The sequence below is a fragment of the Pseudoalteromonas sp. Angola-4 genome (assembly GCF_028599265.1).
GTDB lineage: Bacteria > Pseudomonadota > Gammaproteobacteria > Enterobacterales > Alteromonadaceae > Pseudoalteromonas > Pseudoalteromonas atlantica.
In genome coordinates this window covers 54,172-71,320 of sequence record NZ_JAQREK010000010.1, presented here as the reverse complement: position 1 = coordinate 71,320, position 17,149 = coordinate 54,172, and the positions used below count along the sequence as shown (strand labels likewise).

The 17,149-nt window shown below is 40.9% G+C and carries 18 protein-coding genes and 1 tRNA gene; 15 read left to right on the top strand and 4 right to left on the bottom strand.

Annotated elements, in window-relative coordinates; all coding sequences use genetic code 11:
* Positions 1–3: 3 nt before the first annotated feature.
* From yajC to PSH48_RS12660, 5 genes are all read left to right on the top strand, one after another.
* Complete coding sequence (gene yajC / locus PSH48_RS12680) at positions 4–339, top strand: preprotein translocase subunit YajC (protein ID WP_004587613.1); 336 nt, start codon at positions 4–6, stop codon at positions 337–339.
* A gap of 19 nt (positions 340–358) precedes the next feature.
* Positions 359–2,218: a protein translocase subunit SecD gene (secD, locus tag PSH48_RS12675; protein ID WP_138611626.1), complete on the top strand. Its 1,860-nt coding sequence runs from the start codon at positions 359–361 to the stop codon at positions 2,216–2,218.
* Between the two features lie 9 nt (positions 2,219–2,227).
* Entirely contained in the window at positions 2,228–3,175 is a 948-nt protein-coding gene (secF, locus tag PSH48_RS12670) for a protein translocase subunit SecF (protein WP_004587611.1), read from the top strand.
* Positions 3,176–3,491: 316 nt separating this feature from the next.
* Positions 3,492–5,282: a bifunctional diguanylate cyclase/phosphodiesterase gene (locus tag PSH48_RS12665; protein WP_029772780.1), complete on the top strand. Its 1,791-nt coding sequence runs from the start codon at positions 3,492–3,494 to the stop codon at positions 5,280–5,282.
* 16 nt (positions 5,283–5,298) lie between these two features.
* A complete protein-coding gene (locus PSH48_RS12660) occupies positions 5,299–6,108 on the top strand; it encodes a substrate-binding periplasmic protein (RefSeq protein WP_273611691.1) in 810 nt (269 codons plus the stop codon).
* 53 nt (positions 6,109–6,161) lie between these two features.
* Here the strand turns inward: PSH48_RS12660 and suhB are convergent, their stop codons facing one another.
* Positions 6,162–6,965, bottom strand: a complete 804-nt coding sequence (gene suhB, locus PSH48_RS12655; protein ID WP_096042590.1) for an inositol-1-monophosphatase — start codon at positions 6,963–6,965, stop codon at positions 6,162–6,164.
* A gap of 451 nt (positions 6,966–7,416) precedes the next feature.
* Here suhB and PSH48_RS12650 point away from each other — a divergent pair, with 451 nt between their 5' ends.
* Positions 7,417–7,833, top strand: coding sequence for a VOC family protein (locus PSH48_RS12650; protein ID WP_273611690.1), 417 nt, complete (start codon positions 7,417–7,419; stop codon positions 7,831–7,833).
* 70 nt (positions 7,834–7,903) lie between these two features.
* Here PSH48_RS12650 and PSH48_RS12645 read toward each other — a convergent pair whose 3' ends face one another.
* The gene (locus PSH48_RS12645; protein ID WP_273611689.1) at positions 7,904–8,560 is read right to left on the bottom strand and encodes a LiaF domain-containing protein; all 657 of its coding nucleotides are present in this window, start codon (positions 8,558–8,560) and stop codon (positions 7,904–7,906) included.
* A 317-nt stretch (positions 8,561–8,877) separates the two neighbouring features.
* Between PSH48_RS12645 and PSH48_RS12640 the strand changes: the two genes are divergently transcribed.
* The 4 genes from PSH48_RS12640 to PSH48_RS12625 all read left to right on the top strand — a co-directional run bounded on the left by PSH48_RS12640 (position 8,878) and on the right by PSH48_RS12625 (position 10,557).
* Entirely contained in the window at positions 8,878–9,444 is a 567-nt protein-coding gene (locus PSH48_RS12640; RefSeq protein WP_273611688.1) for a BON domain-containing protein, read from the top strand.
* A gap of 65 nt (positions 9,445–9,509) precedes the next feature.
* Positions 9,510–9,668: a YqaE/Pmp3 family membrane protein gene (locus PSH48_RS12635; RefSeq protein ID WP_004587604.1), complete on the top strand. Its 159-nt coding sequence runs from the start codon at positions 9,510–9,512 to the stop codon at positions 9,666–9,668.
* A gap of 269 nt (positions 9,669–9,937) precedes the next feature.
* Positions 9,938–10,014: transfer RNA gene (locus PSH48_RS12630), tRNA-Ile, on the top strand.
* 132 nt (positions 10,015–10,146) lie between these two features.
* Positions 10,147–10,557, top strand: coding sequence for an outer membrane beta-barrel protein (locus PSH48_RS12625; RefSeq protein ID WP_337946967.1), 411 nt, complete (start codon positions 10,147–10,149; stop codon positions 10,555–10,557).
* 73 nt (positions 10,558–10,630) lie between these two features.
* Here the strand turns inward: PSH48_RS12625 and PSH48_RS12620 are convergent, their stop codons facing one another.
* Complete coding sequence (locus tag PSH48_RS12620) at positions 10,631–11,452, bottom strand: DUF4437 domain-containing protein (RefSeq protein ID WP_273611687.1); 822 nt, start codon at positions 11,450–11,452, stop codon at positions 10,631–10,633.
* Between the two features lie 144 nt (positions 11,453–11,596).
* Between PSH48_RS12620 and PSH48_RS12615 the strand changes: the two genes are divergently transcribed.
* A complete protein-coding gene (locus PSH48_RS12615; RefSeq protein WP_256851377.1) occupies positions 11,597–12,550 on the top strand; it encodes a LysR family transcriptional regulator in 954 nt (317 codons plus the stop codon).
* Between the two features lie 194 nt (positions 12,551–12,744).
* Positions 12,745–14,625 carry a methyl-accepting chemotaxis protein gene (locus tag PSH48_RS12610; RefSeq protein WP_273611686.1) on the top strand — a complete coding sequence of 627 codons (1,881 nt, stop codon included), beginning with the start codon at positions 12,745–12,747 and terminating at the stop codon, positions 14,623–14,625.
* Between the two features lie 110 nt (positions 14,626–14,735).
* Here PSH48_RS12610 and PSH48_RS12605 read toward each other — a convergent pair whose 3' ends face one another.
* On the bottom strand, positions 14,736–15,065 hold the full coding sequence (locus PSH48_RS12605; protein ID WP_004588643.1) for a 5-carboxymethyl-2-hydroxymuconate Delta-isomerase: 330 nt from the start codon (positions 15,063–15,065) through the stop codon (positions 14,736–14,738).
* Between the two features lie 168 nt (positions 15,066–15,233).
* Between PSH48_RS12605 and PSH48_RS12600 the strand changes: the two genes are divergently transcribed.
* Genes PSH48_RS12600 through PSH48_RS12590 form a run of 3 tightly spaced genes read left to right on the top strand, consistent with a single transcriptional unit; the run spans position 15,234 to position 17,137 of the window.
* On the top strand, positions 15,234–15,716 hold the full coding sequence (locus PSH48_RS12600; protein ID WP_004588642.1) for a CreA family protein: 483 nt from the start codon (positions 15,234–15,236) through the stop codon (positions 15,714–15,716).
* Between the two features lie 9 nt (positions 15,717–15,725).
* Positions 15,726–16,499, top strand: a complete 774-nt coding sequence (locus tag PSH48_RS12595; protein WP_055252632.1) for a hypothetical protein — start codon at positions 15,726–15,728, stop codon at positions 16,497–16,499.
* Between the two features lie 11 nt (positions 16,500–16,510).
* Positions 16,511–17,137, top strand: a complete 627-nt coding sequence (locus PSH48_RS12590; RefSeq protein WP_054983275.1) for a LysE family translocator — start codon at positions 16,511–16,513, stop codon at positions 17,135–17,137.
* Positions 17,138–17,149 lie beyond the last annotated feature (12 nt).

Below are 17,149 nucleotides of genomic sequence, written 5' to 3'. Positions count from 1 at the left end.
ATTATGAGTTTATTTATTTCAAACGCACACGCCGCTGCTGGTCAACCTGCTGCAAGTGGTGGCTGGGAAATGCTAATTATGTTAGCTATTTTCGGTTTAGTTTTTTACTTTTTAATTTACCGTCCACAAGCTAAGCGTGTTAAAGAGCACAAAAGCCTTATGAGCGCGATGGCTAAAGGTGATGAAGTACTTACCCAAGGCGGTTTAGTAGGTAAAATTGTTAAAATTACTGAAGATAAAGATTTCATCGTGATTTCTTTAAATGAGCAAGCTGAAGTAACAGTACAAAAATCGGCAGTATCTGCTGTATTGCCTAAAGGCACAATGAAGTCACTATAAAAATAAAAAGGACATGCCTGTGTTAAACAAGTTTCCAATTTGGAAGTATTTACTTGTTTTAGCTGTGGTAGCCATTGGCCTTTTATATGCTTCTCCAAACTTGTATGGCCGCGATCCGGCCATTCAGGTTTCGGGGGCAAAAGGCGCAGATGTCGATCTCAGTGTAGTAGACAAAGTAAACGCAACCCTCAAACAACATAATGTAACAGCTAAGTCTACCGTGCTTGAAGGCGGCCAAGTATTAGTACGTTTTAAAAATGTTGAAGAACAGCTAAAAGCGCAAGACTTACTGCGTAATTCTCTTAGCGACGATTATATCTCTGCTATTAATATGGCACCTGCGCAACCTTCATGGTTAAAATCATTGGGTGGTAACCCTATGAAGCTAGGCCTTGATTTAAGTGGTGGTGTTCACTTCACCATGGAAATCGACATGGCAACCGCGGTAGATAATCAGCTAGAGCAAATGGAACAAGATTTTCGTAGCGACCTACGCGAAGAAAAACTTCGTTACCGTAGTGTTCGCCGCGTAGCGGGCTCTGAGCGTATGCGTGTAGAAATGCGTACCGAAGAAGATAAAGAGGCGGCTGAACGCTTTTTAGCATCGCGCTACCCATTAAACGTATACATTGATGATAGCAGTAACGATCGCGCATTTTTTGCCACTATGAGTGAGCAAAAGCTTAAAGAAATACGTGACTACGCTATTAAGCAAAACGAAACCATTATTCGTAATCGTATTAACCAAATTGGTGTTGCAGAGCCTAACGTACAGCGCCAAGGTGCTGAGCGTATTATTGTGCAACTACCAGGTGTACAAGATACAGCACGCGCTAAAGAAATTTTAGGTGCAACGGCCACGCTTGAATTTCGTGAAGTAGACGAAAACGCAGACCCAAGTGCTGCTGCTCAAGGACGTATTCCTGCGGGCACAGAAATGATCATGAGCCGTGATGGCTACCCTGTGGTACTTAAAAAACGTGTCATTCTTGAAGGTAGCCATATCACTGGTGCACAATCAGGGAACGACGAATACCAGCGCCCACAAGTAAGCATTACCTTAGATAGCAAAGGCGGGGCAAAAATGAATGCCTTTACCAAGCGCGCTATTGGTAAGCGCATGGCAACGGTATTTATTGAGTACAAGCCATCGGGTAAAAAAGATGCGGACGGTAAAGCACTTCCACCTATTAAGGTAGAAGAGGTTATTAACGTTGCGACTATTCAGGCTCGTCTTGACCGTTCATTCCGTATTACAGGTATTGATAACCCAGCCGAAGCCCACAACTTAAGCTTACTATTACGCGCCGGTGCATTAGTAGCGCCAATTCAAATTGTTGAAGAGCGCACAGTAGGCCCAAGCCTAGGTCAAGAAAACATTGAAGCCGGTATGACAGCGGTAGCCCTTGGCTTTGCGTTTGTACTTGCCTTTATGCTTATTTACTACAAAGGGTTTGGTTTAGTTGCCAACATTGCACTAGCAGCTAACTTAGTGCTTATTGTAGGTGTAATGTCGTTAATTCCAGGAGCCACATTAACGCTGCCAGGTATTGCCGGTATTGTATTAACAGTGGGTATGGCGGTTGATGCAAACGTACTTATTTTTGAGCGTATTCGTGAAGAGCTGGCCGATGGCCGCAGCCCTCAACAAGCCGTTCATTTTGGTTACGATAGCGCCTTTAGTACTATTTTTGATGCCAATATTACTACTTTAATTGCTGCGGTTATTTTATTTGCAGTGGGCACTGGCCCTATTGCAGGTTTTGCCGTAACGCTGGCAATTGGTATTTTAACTTCAATGTTTACAGCCATAGTTGGTACCCGTGCGGTAATTAACTTATTTATTGGTGGTAAGCGCATTGATAAACTTTCAATTTAAGGAGCGGACATGCAAATTTTAAGTTTGGGTGGTAAAACCCTACGTTTCATGTCACTTCGTAAAGTGGCTATGGGTTTTTCTACGCTATTAATTTTAGCGTCGTTTGCCTCAATTTTTATCAAAGGTTTAAACTTTGGTTTAGATTTTACTGGCGGTACCGCTGTAGAGGTTGGTTTTTCGCAACCTGCAGATTTGAAAAAAGTACGCTCAGTATTAGCTGAAAACGGGTTTGCCGATGCCTCAGTGCAGCTGTTTGGTTCTAGCCAAGATATTTTGGTTCGTTTAGCGCCGCGTGGCAGTGAAGTAAAAGCCGAAGTTATTGGTAACCAAGTTATTACTGCCTTAAAGCAAGCTGATGAGAGCGTAGTAATGCGCCGCATTGAGTTTGTAGGCCCAAGCGTAGGGGAAGACTTAAAAGAGCAGGGTGGCCTTGCCATGTTAACTGCGCTTATTTGTATTTTGATTTACGTGGCATTTCGCTTTGAGTGGCGTTTTGCTGTGGGCGCGGTAGGTGCACTATTACACGATGTAATTATTACAGTTGGTTTGTTTTCTGTATTAGGGTTAGAGTTTGACTTAACTATTTTAGCGGCAATATTGGCGGTAATTGGTTACTCACTTAACGATACTATTGTTGTATCTGACCGTATTCGTGAAAACTTCCGTAAAGTACGCATCGACGACACTATCGAAATTATCGACATGTCGTTAACGCAAACACTTAACCGTACACTTGTAACGTCAATCACCACTATTTTGGTATTGATTGCGCTATTTGTGTGGGGCGGACAAACCATTCATGGCTTTGCTACAGCCCTGTTATTTGGTGTGTTCATTGGTACTTATTCTTCAGTTTATGTTGCAAGCTCGGTAGCTATTACCATGGGCGTAAGTAAAGAAGATTTAATACCAGAGGTAATTGAAAAAGAAGGCGCAGACCTAGACGCATTGCCGTAATAGAGTTAACGCTAAATAAAACCGCTCAATTGAGCGGTTTTTTATTGCGCGCGGTTTATAGAGCTTGGTTGCTTTAAGATTAAACGTACACGCCTTTTAGGCTGAACTTAAAGCCTTGAGCCGGTTATATAATTAAGCCATTACAATAACGTATGAATAGTAAACAGTATATTAGGCTATAAACTTAGCGCTTAGATTGTACCGCCCCTAAATTGTGTAAATTTAATCCGGAATGGTCAATAGCCGCTAATGCCATAAAATTGTCATACAGGCTTGCTACTTTAATGCCCCTATTAAACGACAATCAGGTTTTGCAGTGACGATGCAGCGCAAAGTACTAGAGTACATTTTAAGTAACGGTGAAATAACCACGTTATTTCAGCCTATTTTTGATATAGCTAATCAAACAATTATAGGTTACGAAGCGCTAAGTCGAGGGCCTAAAAACAGCCCTCTGGAAATGCCTAACCGACTGTTTGAAGCGGCCAGTGAGCACGCTTTAATTTCAGAGCTTGAGCTATTATGCCGCTCAAAAGCAATTGAAAACTTTGTAAAGCTTAATCTAAACGGTAAGTTATTTTTAAATGTAAGCCCTAAAACCTTGCTTGACCCTTGCCACCCAAAAGGTGAAACCTTGCACTTAATAGAGCAGTTTGGTTTAGCAGCAAACCGAGTGGTAATTGAGGTAACAGAGCAAGAAAAGGTCGACGATGGTTTTTTATTATTAAAAACAATTGCACACTACCGCGAGCTGGGTTTTACCATTGCCATTGATGATTTAGGTGCTGGTTACTCGGGTTTAAAACAGTGGTCTGAACTATGCCCCGATTTTGTAAAAATCGACCGTTACTTTATTGATCATTGCGATGAAAGCGAAGTTAAAAAAGAGTTTTTAAAATCGATTACGGTACTCGCAAAAGCAACAAACACCGCCGTAATAGCCGAAGGCATAGAAAGAGTGGAAGAGCTTGCCTATGTTGAAAGCTTAGGGATAGCAAACGTACAAGGTTTTTTACTGGAAAAACCAAACTCAAACCCAAGCCTTGATTACAGCTCAGAGCAATTACAAGCATTGAACTTTAAACAGCCAAGCAATACGTTTGATCAATCAATGGCGATTGGCTGGCTTGCTGTTACACAAGAAGCAATAGACAGCGAAACCCGTTGCAAAGACGCCCACAAGCTATTCGAAAAAGACAAAGCCGTGATGAGCCTAGCGGTTTTAAATAAAGCCGGCCAACCGGTTGGGTTACTACATAAAGATCAGCTCACAGAGGTGTTTGCAGCGCCCTATGGCCATGCACTTTACGACAAGTGCCCCGTAACTGACTTTATGGATAAACAACCTTTAGTGGTGGATGAAAACCAACTTCTTGATACCGTGAGTCAGCAAATTACAGAGCAAGACTTTGATATTCGCCGCCATATTGTGATCACCCGTAATGAACGTTACTTAGGGCTTGCCCCTTTACGTGATATTTTAAAGCACATAACAGAAGAAAAAATTCGTCACGCCCAGCATGCTAATCCACTCACTATGCTCCCTGGTAATGTAGCGATTAATGAGGCAATAGAGCAAAGGTTACGCTCACAAAGTGCGTTTTCGCTTGCCTATATAGATCTTAATCACTTTAAGCAGTTCAATGATTTATACGGCTATGCCAGTGGCGATAGTGTGATTAAATTATTGGCAGATGTAACCGTGCAAGCATGCGAAAACAGTGCTAACTTTGTAGGACATATAGGTGGTGATGACTTTATGGTTGTGTTTGACCAATCAGATGCTGTGTATATTTGTAATACCATAATTGAGCAGTTTGAACTGCAATCACGCACTTTTTTTACGCCTGAGCACATTAAGAGCAAAGGTTACTGGGCTACAAATCGTGAGGGAGAAAAGCAATTTGTACCTTTACTTACGTTATCAATTGGCCTTGTGGAGCCCGACTTACAAGAATGTAAAAACAGCCATCAAGTTGCAGCACTTGCAACAGATGCTAAAAAAGAGGCTAAGCGATATCGCCATAGTTATTTGTTTATTTGTAAGCGCAGAAAGCCTGCGCCTGCCGTAGTGCGCTTAGCACCAGAGAATAAACAGGTGGTATAAAAAATAGGTAATTATTATGTTGCCATTAAAAGTAGTTGTTGGTGGGTTTGCTTTATTTGCGGTTAGTTTTTTTGTGCAAGGGGTAGAGATTGTTAATGTTGCTCAAAAGCAAAGTGTGCAAAATGCCCGTGAAGAATACCTAAGTGAGCTATTAACACAAGCCCTAGAGCGGGCTAATTATCCTGTAGACATAAAAATGCAGCCAGTGAGCTTACAGCAACAGCGTGACCTGATTGAGCTAGATAAAACAGAGTTAGATGTTTATTGGAGCATGAGCAGCCCAGAACGAGAGACACGGGCAATAGCCGTTAAAGTCCCGCTATTTAAAGGCTTTATAGGCAAGCGCGTTTTATTAACCAGTAAAAAAAATGTCGAGAAATTTAAAGGCATTACCACTTTAGCGCAATTAAGTGAGCTCTCGGCAGTGCAAGGGCATGATTGGCCAGATACAAAAATAATGGCCTATAACGGCTTACATGTAAGGCCGCTGAGTAACTATCAAGCTATGTTTACGCTTACTAGCCGGGGCAGAATCGATTACTTTCCTCGCTCATTTATCGAAGTTAATTCTGAGCTTGTTGCCAATGCGCAGAGTAACTTAGTTATTGTGCCTAATTTATTTATTAGTTATCCCACCGGTATTTATTATTTTGTTGTAAGTAGTAAGCCAGCTTTAGCGCAAGCCATAGAGCTTGGGTTGCAAAACATGCAAAACAGCGGAGAGTTTGATGCGTTATTTGATGAGTATTTTGCAAAAGACATAAATTCTCTCCCTTTTACAAAAGGTTATACCACGGAGCTAAAGCTCGATAACCCTTACTTTTAAAACAAAAAAGGAGCCATAGGCTCCTTTTTTATAATAGGGTTACATGCACTTTATTAGCGAAGTAACGCTTCAGGTAATACTGGGCGAATTTCACGGATAATTGCTTGAGTAAGCTTAGGTGCACCACAAATAATGTTACCGCTATTGTTGTAGTTAACGCCACCTGCAAAATCAACAACCATGCCGCCAGCTTCTTTTACAAGTAACTCGCCTGCTGCTGTGTCCCACGGTTTTAAACCAATTTCAAAAAAGCCATCAACACGGCCCGCAGCTACATAGGCCATATCTAGCGCTGCAGAACCTGCACGACGAATATCAGCAGTTTGTGTAAACAATGCTTTAAACGCCTCTGTGTATGCATCTAAGTGGTGTTTTTGTTTGAAAGGGAAGCCTGTTGCTAAAATTGAACCAGCTAATTCTACGGTTTTAGTAACGCGTAAACGCTTGCTGTTTAGCTGTGCGCCTTGACCACGAGATGCAGTGAAAAGCTCGCCACGAACTGGATCGTAAATTACAGCTTGGTCTAAACGACCTTTTACTTTAAGTGCGATAGAAACCGCGAAATGAGGGATACCCTTGATGAAGTTAGTTGTGCCATCAAGCGGGTCAACAATCCATTGGTAATCTGCATCTTTGCCTTTGTGCTCACCTAGTTCTTCACCAACAATGCAGTGATCAGGGTAAGATTTTAAAATTGTATCACGAATTACGGCTTCGGCTTCTTTATCAATGTTAGTCACTAAGTCGTTAGTGCCTTTTTGTTGAATTTCAACTTTTGATAAATCTTCACTTGCGCGAAGTAAAATTTTGCCTGCGTTGCGCGCAGCGCGAACCGCAATGTTTAACATTGGATGCATGGTATTACCTTTGGGTTGTAAAAGAACGTTTATATATTTAAGCCGGCGTATTTTAGCGACTTTTGCCATAAAGTAAACAATAAACCCTAAATACTTTTGTGCGTTTTTTGTACGGGCTTGAAATGCATGTAAATTTATTCGTATCTAAGACGTGTTGGCGTGTATGGATTGAAATTTGTTCAACCAAAGGGCAACTTAATCACAGCGCGAAGTGCGAAGCCTTGGGGGCTCAATAACTTCCATGAAGCAAAGCTTCCGCGTCCTGCTCACGCCCCTTACCTACATCCATGTAGGCAAAGCTTCCGCGTCCTGCTAGCAAACATACTGTTGTAAAAATTAATCTTAAAAGGGCAGTACACGCCAATAATAATAAAAAGTAAAAAAAGTGCTTTACCTAAAGTTAGCTTGAGGTTTTATCTTGTGTTTAAGCAATCAACTAGGGTAAATAATAATGAAATTAGAACACGTACATTTAGTAGTAAACGATATAAATGCCATGCTTAAATTTTATCAAGCAGCCTTTCCTTATTGGTCAATTAGAAGTGAAGGGCATAACACTTGGTATGGTAAACCTAAGCGCTGGGTACATTTTGGCGACGATAATCACTACATTGCTATAAGCGATAATGGCGAGCAAAAAAACAGAGATTTGGCAGGGCACCAAATCGGACTGGCTCACTTTGCTTACGTTACAAACAATCTAGACGCTGTTATACAGCGCTTAAAACACGCCGGATTTAACATTGATAAAGAGGGTGCAGAAAACCCATTTAGAAAAAACGTATATTACTTAGACCCAGCAGGATTCGAGGTTGAGTTTGTGCAGTATATGAGTGACATTCCAAGCGAGCGTAATAACGACTTATAAAATAGGCAGTAAACAACGGTGTAGAAAAGCGCATAATATGGCTTTTCTACCCATTGTGTTTTTACCCGTATTATTTATTACTCACCCCAAGCTGGGCCTTTAAATCATTAGCAAAACTCACAAACTTTTCTTTAATGGTGCGTTTAACTTTTACCTCCACCGAACCTAAAACTGTTTTACCTTCTAGGTTAATTGTGGGGCCTTGGCGCTTATTAAGCGACACCGTTTTGTTTTCAAAACTACCTAATATACAAAACATTTTAGAAACTACATTAACGTGCTCTGGTACGTAAATTTCTTCGCTGCCAAAAATACAATTTACATGCACGGTAACATGTTGGTGGGCAAAAATAGCATCAGTAAAATCTAAAACAATCGACCCCATATAGTTTTGAATATAAATATCTTTAGGCACCACCCATTGGCCGCTACGCTCGCTTGAGCCTAAAATGCTTCGCAGTGTTAAGTTTTCTTCATCCGCTTGTTGGGCACTGTAATTAGGGGCAAATTGCGTTTGCTTTTGAGCACTGTACTGGGTATCCGTAGTAAGGGTTAAATCCTCTACTAAATTAAGTAATACGGTATTTTCGGTTGCTTCCATTGCACTGTCTAAGCGCCTTTCAAAGGCTTCAGCTGAAATAACGCCATGGCTGTAGTTATAAATAAGTTGGTCTATCACTTGTTCGCGAACCTGCTCTATTGGGCGGTCTTCAATTTTTACAGACATGGGAATAATCCTTTTTATATGAGTTACCACTGTACATAGCAAGTGGTGTACCAAAAATTAACTATTTATATATCAATGACTTATTATTTTAGTAGCGCCGCTTAATTTATTATATTAACGATAGATTAACCAAAACAGCAATATAATCGTTATTTTCACCACTTAAGAAAGTTTTACCTAATAGCCTGTAAATGTTTACTCGGAGGTATTTTTATTTATACCCAATAAAATAGCTAACTCCATGAATTTAAAGTGTTAATAAAGTTGGCCTAAAGCTCGCATATATAAAAGTGTCTTTAATCAAAAGGAGAAAGATTATGAAAACATTCAACAAATCTATGATTGCGGCTTTAGTTCTAGGTACTACAGCTATGGGTGCTCAAGCGGACACTTGGGAAAATGAAAGTAAAGATGCTTGGATTGATGGTAAGGCAGAAACAGTGCTTCTTATGAACACTAATCTAAACAACTTTGACATTAACACTGATGTAAAAAATGGCAAGGTAGTACTTACAGGTAAAGTAAACAGCGACCTTGATAAAGAGCTAGCTGAAGAACTTGTAATTAGCCTAGATGGCGTATCTGATGTAGAAAACAACCTAACTGTTGTGAAAAACATGGATATGGACGACAGAGATCGTGACACTATGGATGATGACGATAACGACTTAACTGACGCTAAAATCACCACAGTAATTACTACACGTTTCTTATTTGACTCAGAAGTTGACGGTACAGATATCGACGTTGATACCGACAACGGTATAGTAAAACTTAAAGGTTCTGTTGAAACAGAAGCTGAAAAGCAGTTAGCAGTAAAAATCGCTAAAAATGCTGAAGATGTTCGTGACGTAGTAGATGAACTAACTATTGTTGCTGAATAATACACTATACTAAAAAGCCCAGCTTAGCTGGGCTTTTTGCTTGTCATTTTCAAAGGAGCTACAACATGGATATCATTCGTATAATACTGTCGATTTTATTACCGCCACTGGGTGTATTTTTACAAGTTGGTTTAGGTATGCACTTTTGGCTCAATATTTTACTAACTTTACTAGGTTACTTCCCTGGTTTAATTCACGCTATCTACATTATTGCTAAAAAATAATGTGTGGTGTGTTCAATGTGAGCCGGCCACTTTTTTATAATTATTAAAATTGTAAAAAAGCGGCTTACATACTTCTGCGTTTATTTTTCTGTTATTTCCTGCCTATTCGCATGCAAAAAGATTACTATTTAAGCAGTCAGCTTACTGATTGTTAAAATAAAGGTTTTTGCTAGTGACAAGCCTTAAAAAACTTTTTATACTGCAACCCGCTTTAGTCGCTCAGTGACTAAACGCTTCAAAAATTAACTACCTCGTAGTTATACAAAGTTGGCCCCTTAGCTCAGTTGGTTAGAGCACACGACTCATAATCGTTAGGTCCCCAGTTCGAGTCTGGGAGGGGCCACCACTTTTCAAAGCTTTCCAATTTTTAAATAGTTATAGCCAATACAAAATATTTTCTACAGTACTTTTTTTATACAGCATTTAGGTTAGTTGTTTACGTGCCTATACCGTCTCTATTATTTAAAAGCCAGCTTCAATCATTTTCCTATCTGGCCAATACCAAACTATGGGTAATTCAGATGATGGTGTAGATGTGGACTTAAACTGGCTTAGTGCTGGAATAGGTTATCGCACAGCTATTGGCGCGAACACTGACTTTTATGGTTTAGCAACTTACGAAAACGTAGAGCTAGAGGCATCGTATCGTGGAAGTAGTGCTTCGAATGACGAAAATGGCTATAGTCTATCTGTAGGTGTTCGCTCTATGGTAAGTGATAATATTGAGCTAGATGGCCGAGTAGGCAATGTCGAGATTGCAGATGAGAGTGAAACATCTTTCAGTGTGGGCGCACGTTACTACATTAATAACAACGTTTCACTTGGGGCTAATTACACCTCATTGGACGAGCTCGATTTAGTAAGCTTAACTGCTCGTTATAGCTTTTAAGTATTAATAAATAAAAAATAAGCGCACTAAACAGTGCGCTTTTTTTATGCCATTTACTTTTTATAAGTAGCTTCTAATTTACTTGGTACTTACTGTTAGTACGAATGTAAATAGTGGCTGTTTTGTCGCTAGTGTTCTCAATCGTGTGGGTAAAGTTACCGGTTGATTCTACATAGCTGCCTGCACTTAGGTTTTGCGCTTTATCTTGCTCGCTTGAGTTGTACTCAACGGCGCCGGCTATAACAACAGCACGAAATTCGCTTGCATCTGTTTTTATTTCACCTTTAAAGCCGGCAGGAAGTTTAATCATTGAGCCGTTCATATCGGCTGTACTTCCCCAAAGGTAGGCGGTCTGCACGCCTTGGGCGTTAATGTCGTTTAAATCGCTGCTGTTTAACCATACCATGTTGTCTGCATGTAGGTTTAACGGGCGCTCACCATTATCAAACTGGGCATTAGTTGGTTTAACTAAGTACGGTCCAGAGTCGATTTCTAAGTAAATTAAATTTGTTTCAGCATTGGCTGCAGTGGTGTGGTTTTCACCTGCAGGTTGTGTCCAAAACGAACCCGCTGGCATCCACATTTTTTCAGCTGTTGGGTCGTCATTATGCATTTGCCCTTCAATAACGATACCGCGGTAGGTAATGTTGTGAATGTGCGGCGGAGATTCAAAGCCTTTTTTAAAGCGTACTAACATGCCTGTTGCAGTGTCGGTTGTGCGGTTTCCCCATAAATCTGCAGCGCCAGGGCTTTTATCACCACGTAGCGGGTTTAAGTAACCCCAGTCAATATTGCTTGCAGCAACAACTTGTGATGTGCTTTGCTCTGCAGAGGCTGGCGTTGATATAAGTGTTGCAACCAGTGCAAGAGTTGATGCGTTTAGTAAAAATTTCATTTAAAAGCTCCGTTAAGTTGGTATAGCGCTATAGTACGGCTTAAAACTCAGTCAATAAATGGGCATAAGTTAAGTACACTTTCGCAAAAACGTGGATAATAACGCTATAGTTACGCATGCTGGTTTATGCAATAAGAGGGTTTGATGAAAATAGCTGATTTACAAGTATTACTCAAAGTGGCTGAGCTGCAATCAATTACAGCTGCTGCAAATCAATTAGATATGAGCTCATCGGCTGCAAGTGTCTCATTAAAGCGAATAGAGCAGGCGCTTGGGGCACAAATATTTGTACGCACAACAAGGCAAATTCGCCTCACGCCCGAAGGGGAACGCTATTTACCCCTGTGTCAGCAGGCTCTCGATTTATTGCAACAAGGGCAAGTGCTTATTCATGAGGAGCAGCAATCTATTAGTGGTGAAGTGCGAATAGCCGTGTCATCGGAAATGGGGCGCAACCTTATGCGGGTATTGCTAAATAATATTATGGATAAACACAGTGAAGTGACGCTGCGCTTACAAGCAAGCGACAGCCGCGCTGATTTTTACCGTGATGGAATTGATGTTGCGCTGCGCGCCTTAACTAAAGAGGCCGCACAGGAGCTAAATTTATACGGCTTTAAAATTTGTAACATAGCACACGTGCTATGCGCCTCGCCAGATTACATTAAAAAGCACGGTGAGCCGTTAACGCCAGATGACCTACTGAATCATAATGCCCTTTTATATAAGCTCTACGAGGTAGTGCATGATGGGTGGGAGCTGTATAACGATAACCAAAAATACAAGGTTAAAATGAGCAGCGACCGCGCCGTTAACGATGGCGATATAGTAAGGCGTTGGTGTGTTGATGGCACCGGGATAGCCAAAAAATCGGCCATTGATGTAGCTGAAGATTTATTAGCGGGCAGACTAAAAAGGTTAATGCCCGATTACAAAATCCCCCTCACTGAAATGTGGTTAGTACTGCCTAGCCGCCAGCTTATAACGCCTGCCATTAGGCTTATTCGTGACGAGTTAAAACACACTATTAGCCAATTAAGAAAAAACCTGATTGCGCAAGGGATAATTAACGAGCAAGAGTGGCCCGATTCACCCTAGTGCACCTTACGCGAGGTTAGTGTTGCTAGCCTTGCGCCTTTAAAATTTAATTCGCTTTCCTGTGGTGGATTAAATTAAAATACACGCTCTTCTTTTATGTTCTATTTTCTAATTATTGGGCTTATTGCTCAGCCGATCCTATATTTATTCTAAGCAAGTGTTTGTTAAGTCCTTTATCCCTTTACAGGTATCGTATGTTACTTAAACAAAAAGTTTATATTAGTCTTATTTTGGCTATTGTTGTGCCGTTAGCGGTTTCTACATTTTTATTTTCAAATAGTATTCAAAATCATACCGATGAAAAGCTCGCAAAGGTTGATTTACCCACCGCACTGAGTGAAGTAAAAAGCAAAATTGAACTCGAACTTGCCACTCCTATAATTGTTGCCAAAGAAATTGCGCAAAACAGCTTTGTTAAACAGTGGCTAAGTAACGGTGAGAGTGAGCAAGCAAGAGCCGATTATATTAATTATTTAGCCAGTATTAAAAAAGATAACAACGCAGTTATTGCTTATATAATTTCCAAAAATACCAACAACTATTACACCGATATTGGCATATCTAGACAGATAGATAGAAGCGAAGATGTATGGTTTGATCAGTTTTTATCCTCTAACAGACCCTTTGAAATAGCGCTGGATATAGATAAAACCACAAATAGCATGGTGGTTTTTATTAACTATGCACTGCAAATTAACGGCGAGCGTACGGCCATTACCGGCGTGGGGCGCTCGCTCGATTCTATGATCAACTTAATTAACGAATACCGTATTGGCGAAGCCGGTGTGGTGTATTTGGTCTCTGATGAAGGTGAGGTAATGCTTCACAGTGACAGAAGTAAAATGGGTCAAAAAATTAATATTAACGATATTAAAAATGGCGCCATTATTAGTAAAACAATGGCAGGTGAAGATTATGTTGTGTCGAGTACGCCTATTGAGTCATTAGGTTGGTATTTAGTGGCAGAAGTGCCCGAGCAGCAGTTATACGGGCCAATAAATAGTGCCATTAATAGCAATTTATTATTTGGTGTGATCATTGCCATTATTGGCTTTGCCTTGGCCAGAGTTTTAGTGTCGCAAATATTTAAACCCATTGAAAACATAACCGCTGCAGTGTGCGCGTTAACTAAAAAAGATGGCGATTTAACCGTAAGGCTGCCTACTAACGATAACAACGAAATATCAGAGCTTGCCGCTAACTTTAATTTATTTTTAGAGCAGCTACATGGCATGTTTAAGCAAGTGTCGGACTCAGCAAACCATGTTAAAAGCATTTCAGAAAATGTGTTAGTACAAGTACAGGGCGCGGCCAACTTGGCCGAGGTACAATCATCTAGCACGCAAACGGTGGCGGCAGCCGTTAACGAAATGGAAGTAACCGTACAAGATATTTCAAACAGTGCCAGTAACGCCTCTGACATTGCGACTTCAACAGAAGAAGCGACTCATAAAGGGGTGGAGTTTGTAAATAGCACGATAAAGCAAATGGAGCAGCTAGAAAACGCCATGGCTACCTCGGTTGCCTCGGTAACTGAGCTTTCAGGAGAGATAAAGTCAATTACGCAGGTGCTTGATGTTATTAAAGCAATATCAGAGCAAACTAACTTACTGGCACTCAATGCTGCCATTGAAGCTGCGCGGGCAGGCGAACACGGTCGTGGTTTTGCCGTTGTAGCCGATGAAGTAAGAACCCTTGCTATGCGTACTGCAGAGTCGACCGAGCAAATTAACGAAATGATAGACACGTTAAATTCTAAGGCTTCAAGTACGGTGTCGGCTATAGAGCTTGGCAGTAAAAATACCCTAGAAAACGCCGAACGTTTAAAAGTAACGGGGAGTACCTTAACGGGTATATCTCAAGAAATTGTTACCCTAAGTGAGCTAAATAGCTCAGTGGCTACAGCCACCCGCGAGCAAACGTTGGCTACCTCAGAAATTAGTCAAAATGTGGTGATGATTTCTGATTCTGCTGAGCAAACAAAACAAAATATGAAAACCTCAGAGCAGCTATGCAATGGGCTAAATGAAGAGTCGAATATATTAAAAGACTTACTGGGTAAGTTTACACTTTAAAAAAGTGACAACATTAAGCTAAAAAACGCGTTGTACCTTAGTTAATCTAAGCTTTGGTTAAGAGGTTTATTACCAAAGCTTAGGTTAATAACAACGCGTTTTTAAAAGGGTTAATTTTTACGGTAAATTTCGTGTTGAATGTCGTAAATATTAACGCTTAAGCTGTCAGAATCTCGGCAATAAGTTTTTAAACACTCAAGCAAGCTCTCGCTTAACATTTGTTTTTGTTCAATAGAGCGCCCGGCCATGATATGCGCCGCAATATGAATAAACCCTTCTTTTCCTTCACCTAGCTGGTATTGCTGATAAGCAATAGCGCGGGTTTTAATGGTTTCTAAGTCAAACAAACCACTTTGAAAAGTCGCGTTGTGCACTTTTTCAACAAGTACTTGCGGTAATACAGGAAGATCTTCAGAGTGTTCAATAATAATGTGCGGCATTTACGCGTTTCCTATTATGAGTTACTACGTGGGCGTACGTATAATTGTACCAAAGCCTGAACTGTGCGCTAACCCCTCAATGGCCTAAATTTAGTTGTATTAATTTTTGATGGTAGTATAAAAACAGTCACGTGAACCTTCGCTTATAAAGCAAAATTAAGGATTAATATGAAATTACCACACCGCTTTAAACGTTTAGCTGTGCTATTAAGTGCAGTGGTTACCTTAAGTGCCTGCTCAGATGATGTTGCATCGGTGAGCTTAGGGCTGTTTACTACTAAAGATGTAGTGGTAAATTCCCAGCAAGACCCGTTAGTAAAAGGGGTTACGTGCCATATTAGCCATATTGAGGCCGACTTAGATTTTTCAGATCCCTCTGATATGTCTATTGCGTGTCGCCAAACTGGGCCAATTACAGCCGATATGTTACAAGCAATAGATCGCAGTAAGTCGGGCGAAGTGGTGTTTAAGTCATCAAAAAGTATTTTATTTAAATCGCTAAAAGTGCGCCGTATTTACGATGCACAAAACCGCACATTACTGTACTTATCGTACTCGACTAAAGAGTCGAGCGGCAGCCACCACCACGCACTTTCAACTGTGCCTTTATACAATACACAAGCTTGGAACTGGGCACTTGAACAAAAATAAGAGCACACTATGTTAGCGTTATTTAAATCAAAGCCGCTGCTAGAACAAGCCGAGCAGCAGTGGCTAATTGATACCTTTATTTGGGCGGTAGAGCACTTTGATGCCGCATTTTTTACCAAGCACACGCAAATAATATTGCCAACGGTGGCGCACTTTCCTGATTCGGTATCAAGTATTGAGGAAATGGCCACTAAGGTATTTGTACGAGTACGTGATTACGCAGGTATGAGTGCGTGGCCAATACAATTAGTTGCGCCACAACAGTTACAGCCGCAAGTATTTCCGCATTTTGAATTTGCTGAGCACTTACGCGGAGAGCAAAGCCAGCTTATTGTACCGCCAAGCCACACGATTAATATCTCGTTTAATCCTAATCAAATTAATCAGCCGCAAGATTTAGTGGCCAGCTTTGCCGGCACGTTGGCTACTGTATTAATTCATCATGTTGGGGTGTTACCGCCAGGCGGTAAAGACTACTTGCCACAAGCGGCCGATGCGCTGGCCTGTTTTTTAGGGTTTGGGGTAATGATGAGCAACACTGTGTATCAATTTAAAGGCGGGTGTGGCTCGTGCTATAACCCTTATGCTAATCGTGAAGCGAAGCTCAGTGAAACTCATACCGTATTTATGCACGCGCTGATTAGTTATTTTAAAAACGATCGTGACTCTAAAAAACATTTAAAGCCACATTTGCGCAGCCAATTTAAAAAAGCCCAAAAAGAGATCAAAGCATTAGTTGATAACTCTGCTAATCCGCTATTGCTTGCCTATGCACCAACTTAAACCGGATACTTGTGAACTACTTAGACGAATTTTTACTGATTGCCATCGCCCACTTTTTTGCAGTAGCCAGCCCAGGCCCCGACTTTGCCGTTGTGCTCAAACAAAGTATACAGCAGGGCAGGCGTAACGCCCTATGGACAAGCGCTGGCGTGGGCGCTGCTATTTTATTACACGTAGGATACTGCGTATTAGGGGTTGCGCTAATTTTAACGCAATCGCCTAATTTATTTATGGCATTAAAGTACGTTGCAGGGGCGTATTTAGCCTATTTAGGCGTACAAGCATTAAGGGCTGCCAAACCACCGGTAAATAAAACAGACAACATAGAAAACAAAACAACCCCACAAGAAAGCGTATGGCATGCATTTAGGCGCGGCTTTTTAACCAACGCGCTTAATCCTAAAGCCACTCTCTTTTTTATGTCGTTATTTACCTTAGTTATTAGTGTAACTACACCAACTAGCGTGCAAATTGTGTATGGGGTTTATATGGCTCTGGCAACGTGGGTGTGGTTTTCTATGCTTTCTTTAGTGTTGTCAAAACCCAGTGTACGGGCGTTTTTTCAAAAAAGCGGCTATTGGTTTGACCGGGGTATAGGTGTTATTTTAATTGCTTTAGCCATTCGTGTAGTAATTTAACCCTAGGGAGAA

Excerpts from the sequence above, each read along its gene's own strand:
- yajC (WP_004587613.1), top strand. The coding sequence starts at position 4 with ATGAGTTTATTTATTTCAAACGCACACGCCGCTGCTGGTCAACCTGCT.
- secF (WP_004587611.1), top strand. The coding sequence starts at position 2,228 with ATGCAAATTTTAAGTTTGGGTGGTAAAACCCTACGTTTCATGTCACTT.
- PSH48_RS12660 (WP_273611691.1), top strand. The coding sequence starts at position 5,299 with ATGTTGCCATTAAAAGTAGTTGTTGGTGGGTTTGCTTTATTTGCGGTT.
- suhB (WP_096042590.1), bottom strand. The coding sequence starts at position 6,965 with ATGCATCCAATGTTAAACATTGCGGTTCGCGCTGCGCGCAACGCAGGC.
- PSH48_RS12650 (WP_273611690.1), top strand. The coding sequence starts at position 7,417 with ATGAAATTAGAACACGTACATTTAGTAGTAAACGATATAAATGCCATG.
- PSH48_RS12645 (WP_273611689.1), bottom strand. The coding sequence starts at position 8,560 with ATGTCTGTAAAAATTGAAGACCGCCCAATAGAGCAGGTTCGCGAACAA.
- PSH48_RS12640 (WP_273611688.1), top strand. The coding sequence starts at position 8,878 with ATGAAAACATTCAACAAATCTATGATTGCGGCTTTAGTTCTAGGTACT.
- PSH48_RS12635 (WP_004587604.1), top strand. The coding sequence starts at position 9,510 with ATGGATATCATTCGTATAATACTGTCGATTTTATTACCGCCACTGGGT.
- PSH48_RS12620 (WP_273611687.1), bottom strand. The coding sequence starts at position 11,452 with ATGAAATTTTTACTAAACGCATCAACTCTTGCACTGGTTGCAACACTT.
- PSH48_RS12615 (WP_256851377.1), top strand. The coding sequence starts at position 11,597 with ATGAAAATAGCTGATTTACAAGTATTACTCAAAGTGGCTGAGCTGCAA.
- PSH48_RS12610 (WP_273611686.1), top strand. The coding sequence starts at position 12,745 with ATGTTACTTAAACAAAAAGTTTATATTAGTCTTATTTTGGCTATTGTT.
- PSH48_RS12605 (WP_004588643.1), bottom strand. The coding sequence starts at position 15,065 with ATGCCGCACATTATTATTGAACACTCTGAAGATCTTCCTGTATTACCG.
- PSH48_RS12600 (WP_004588642.1), top strand. The coding sequence starts at position 15,234 with ATGAAATTACCACACCGCTTTAAACGTTTAGCTGTGCTATTAAGTGCA.
- PSH48_RS12595 (WP_055252632.1), top strand. The coding sequence starts at position 15,726 with ATGTTAGCGTTATTTAAATCAAAGCCGCTGCTAGAACAAGCCGAGCAG.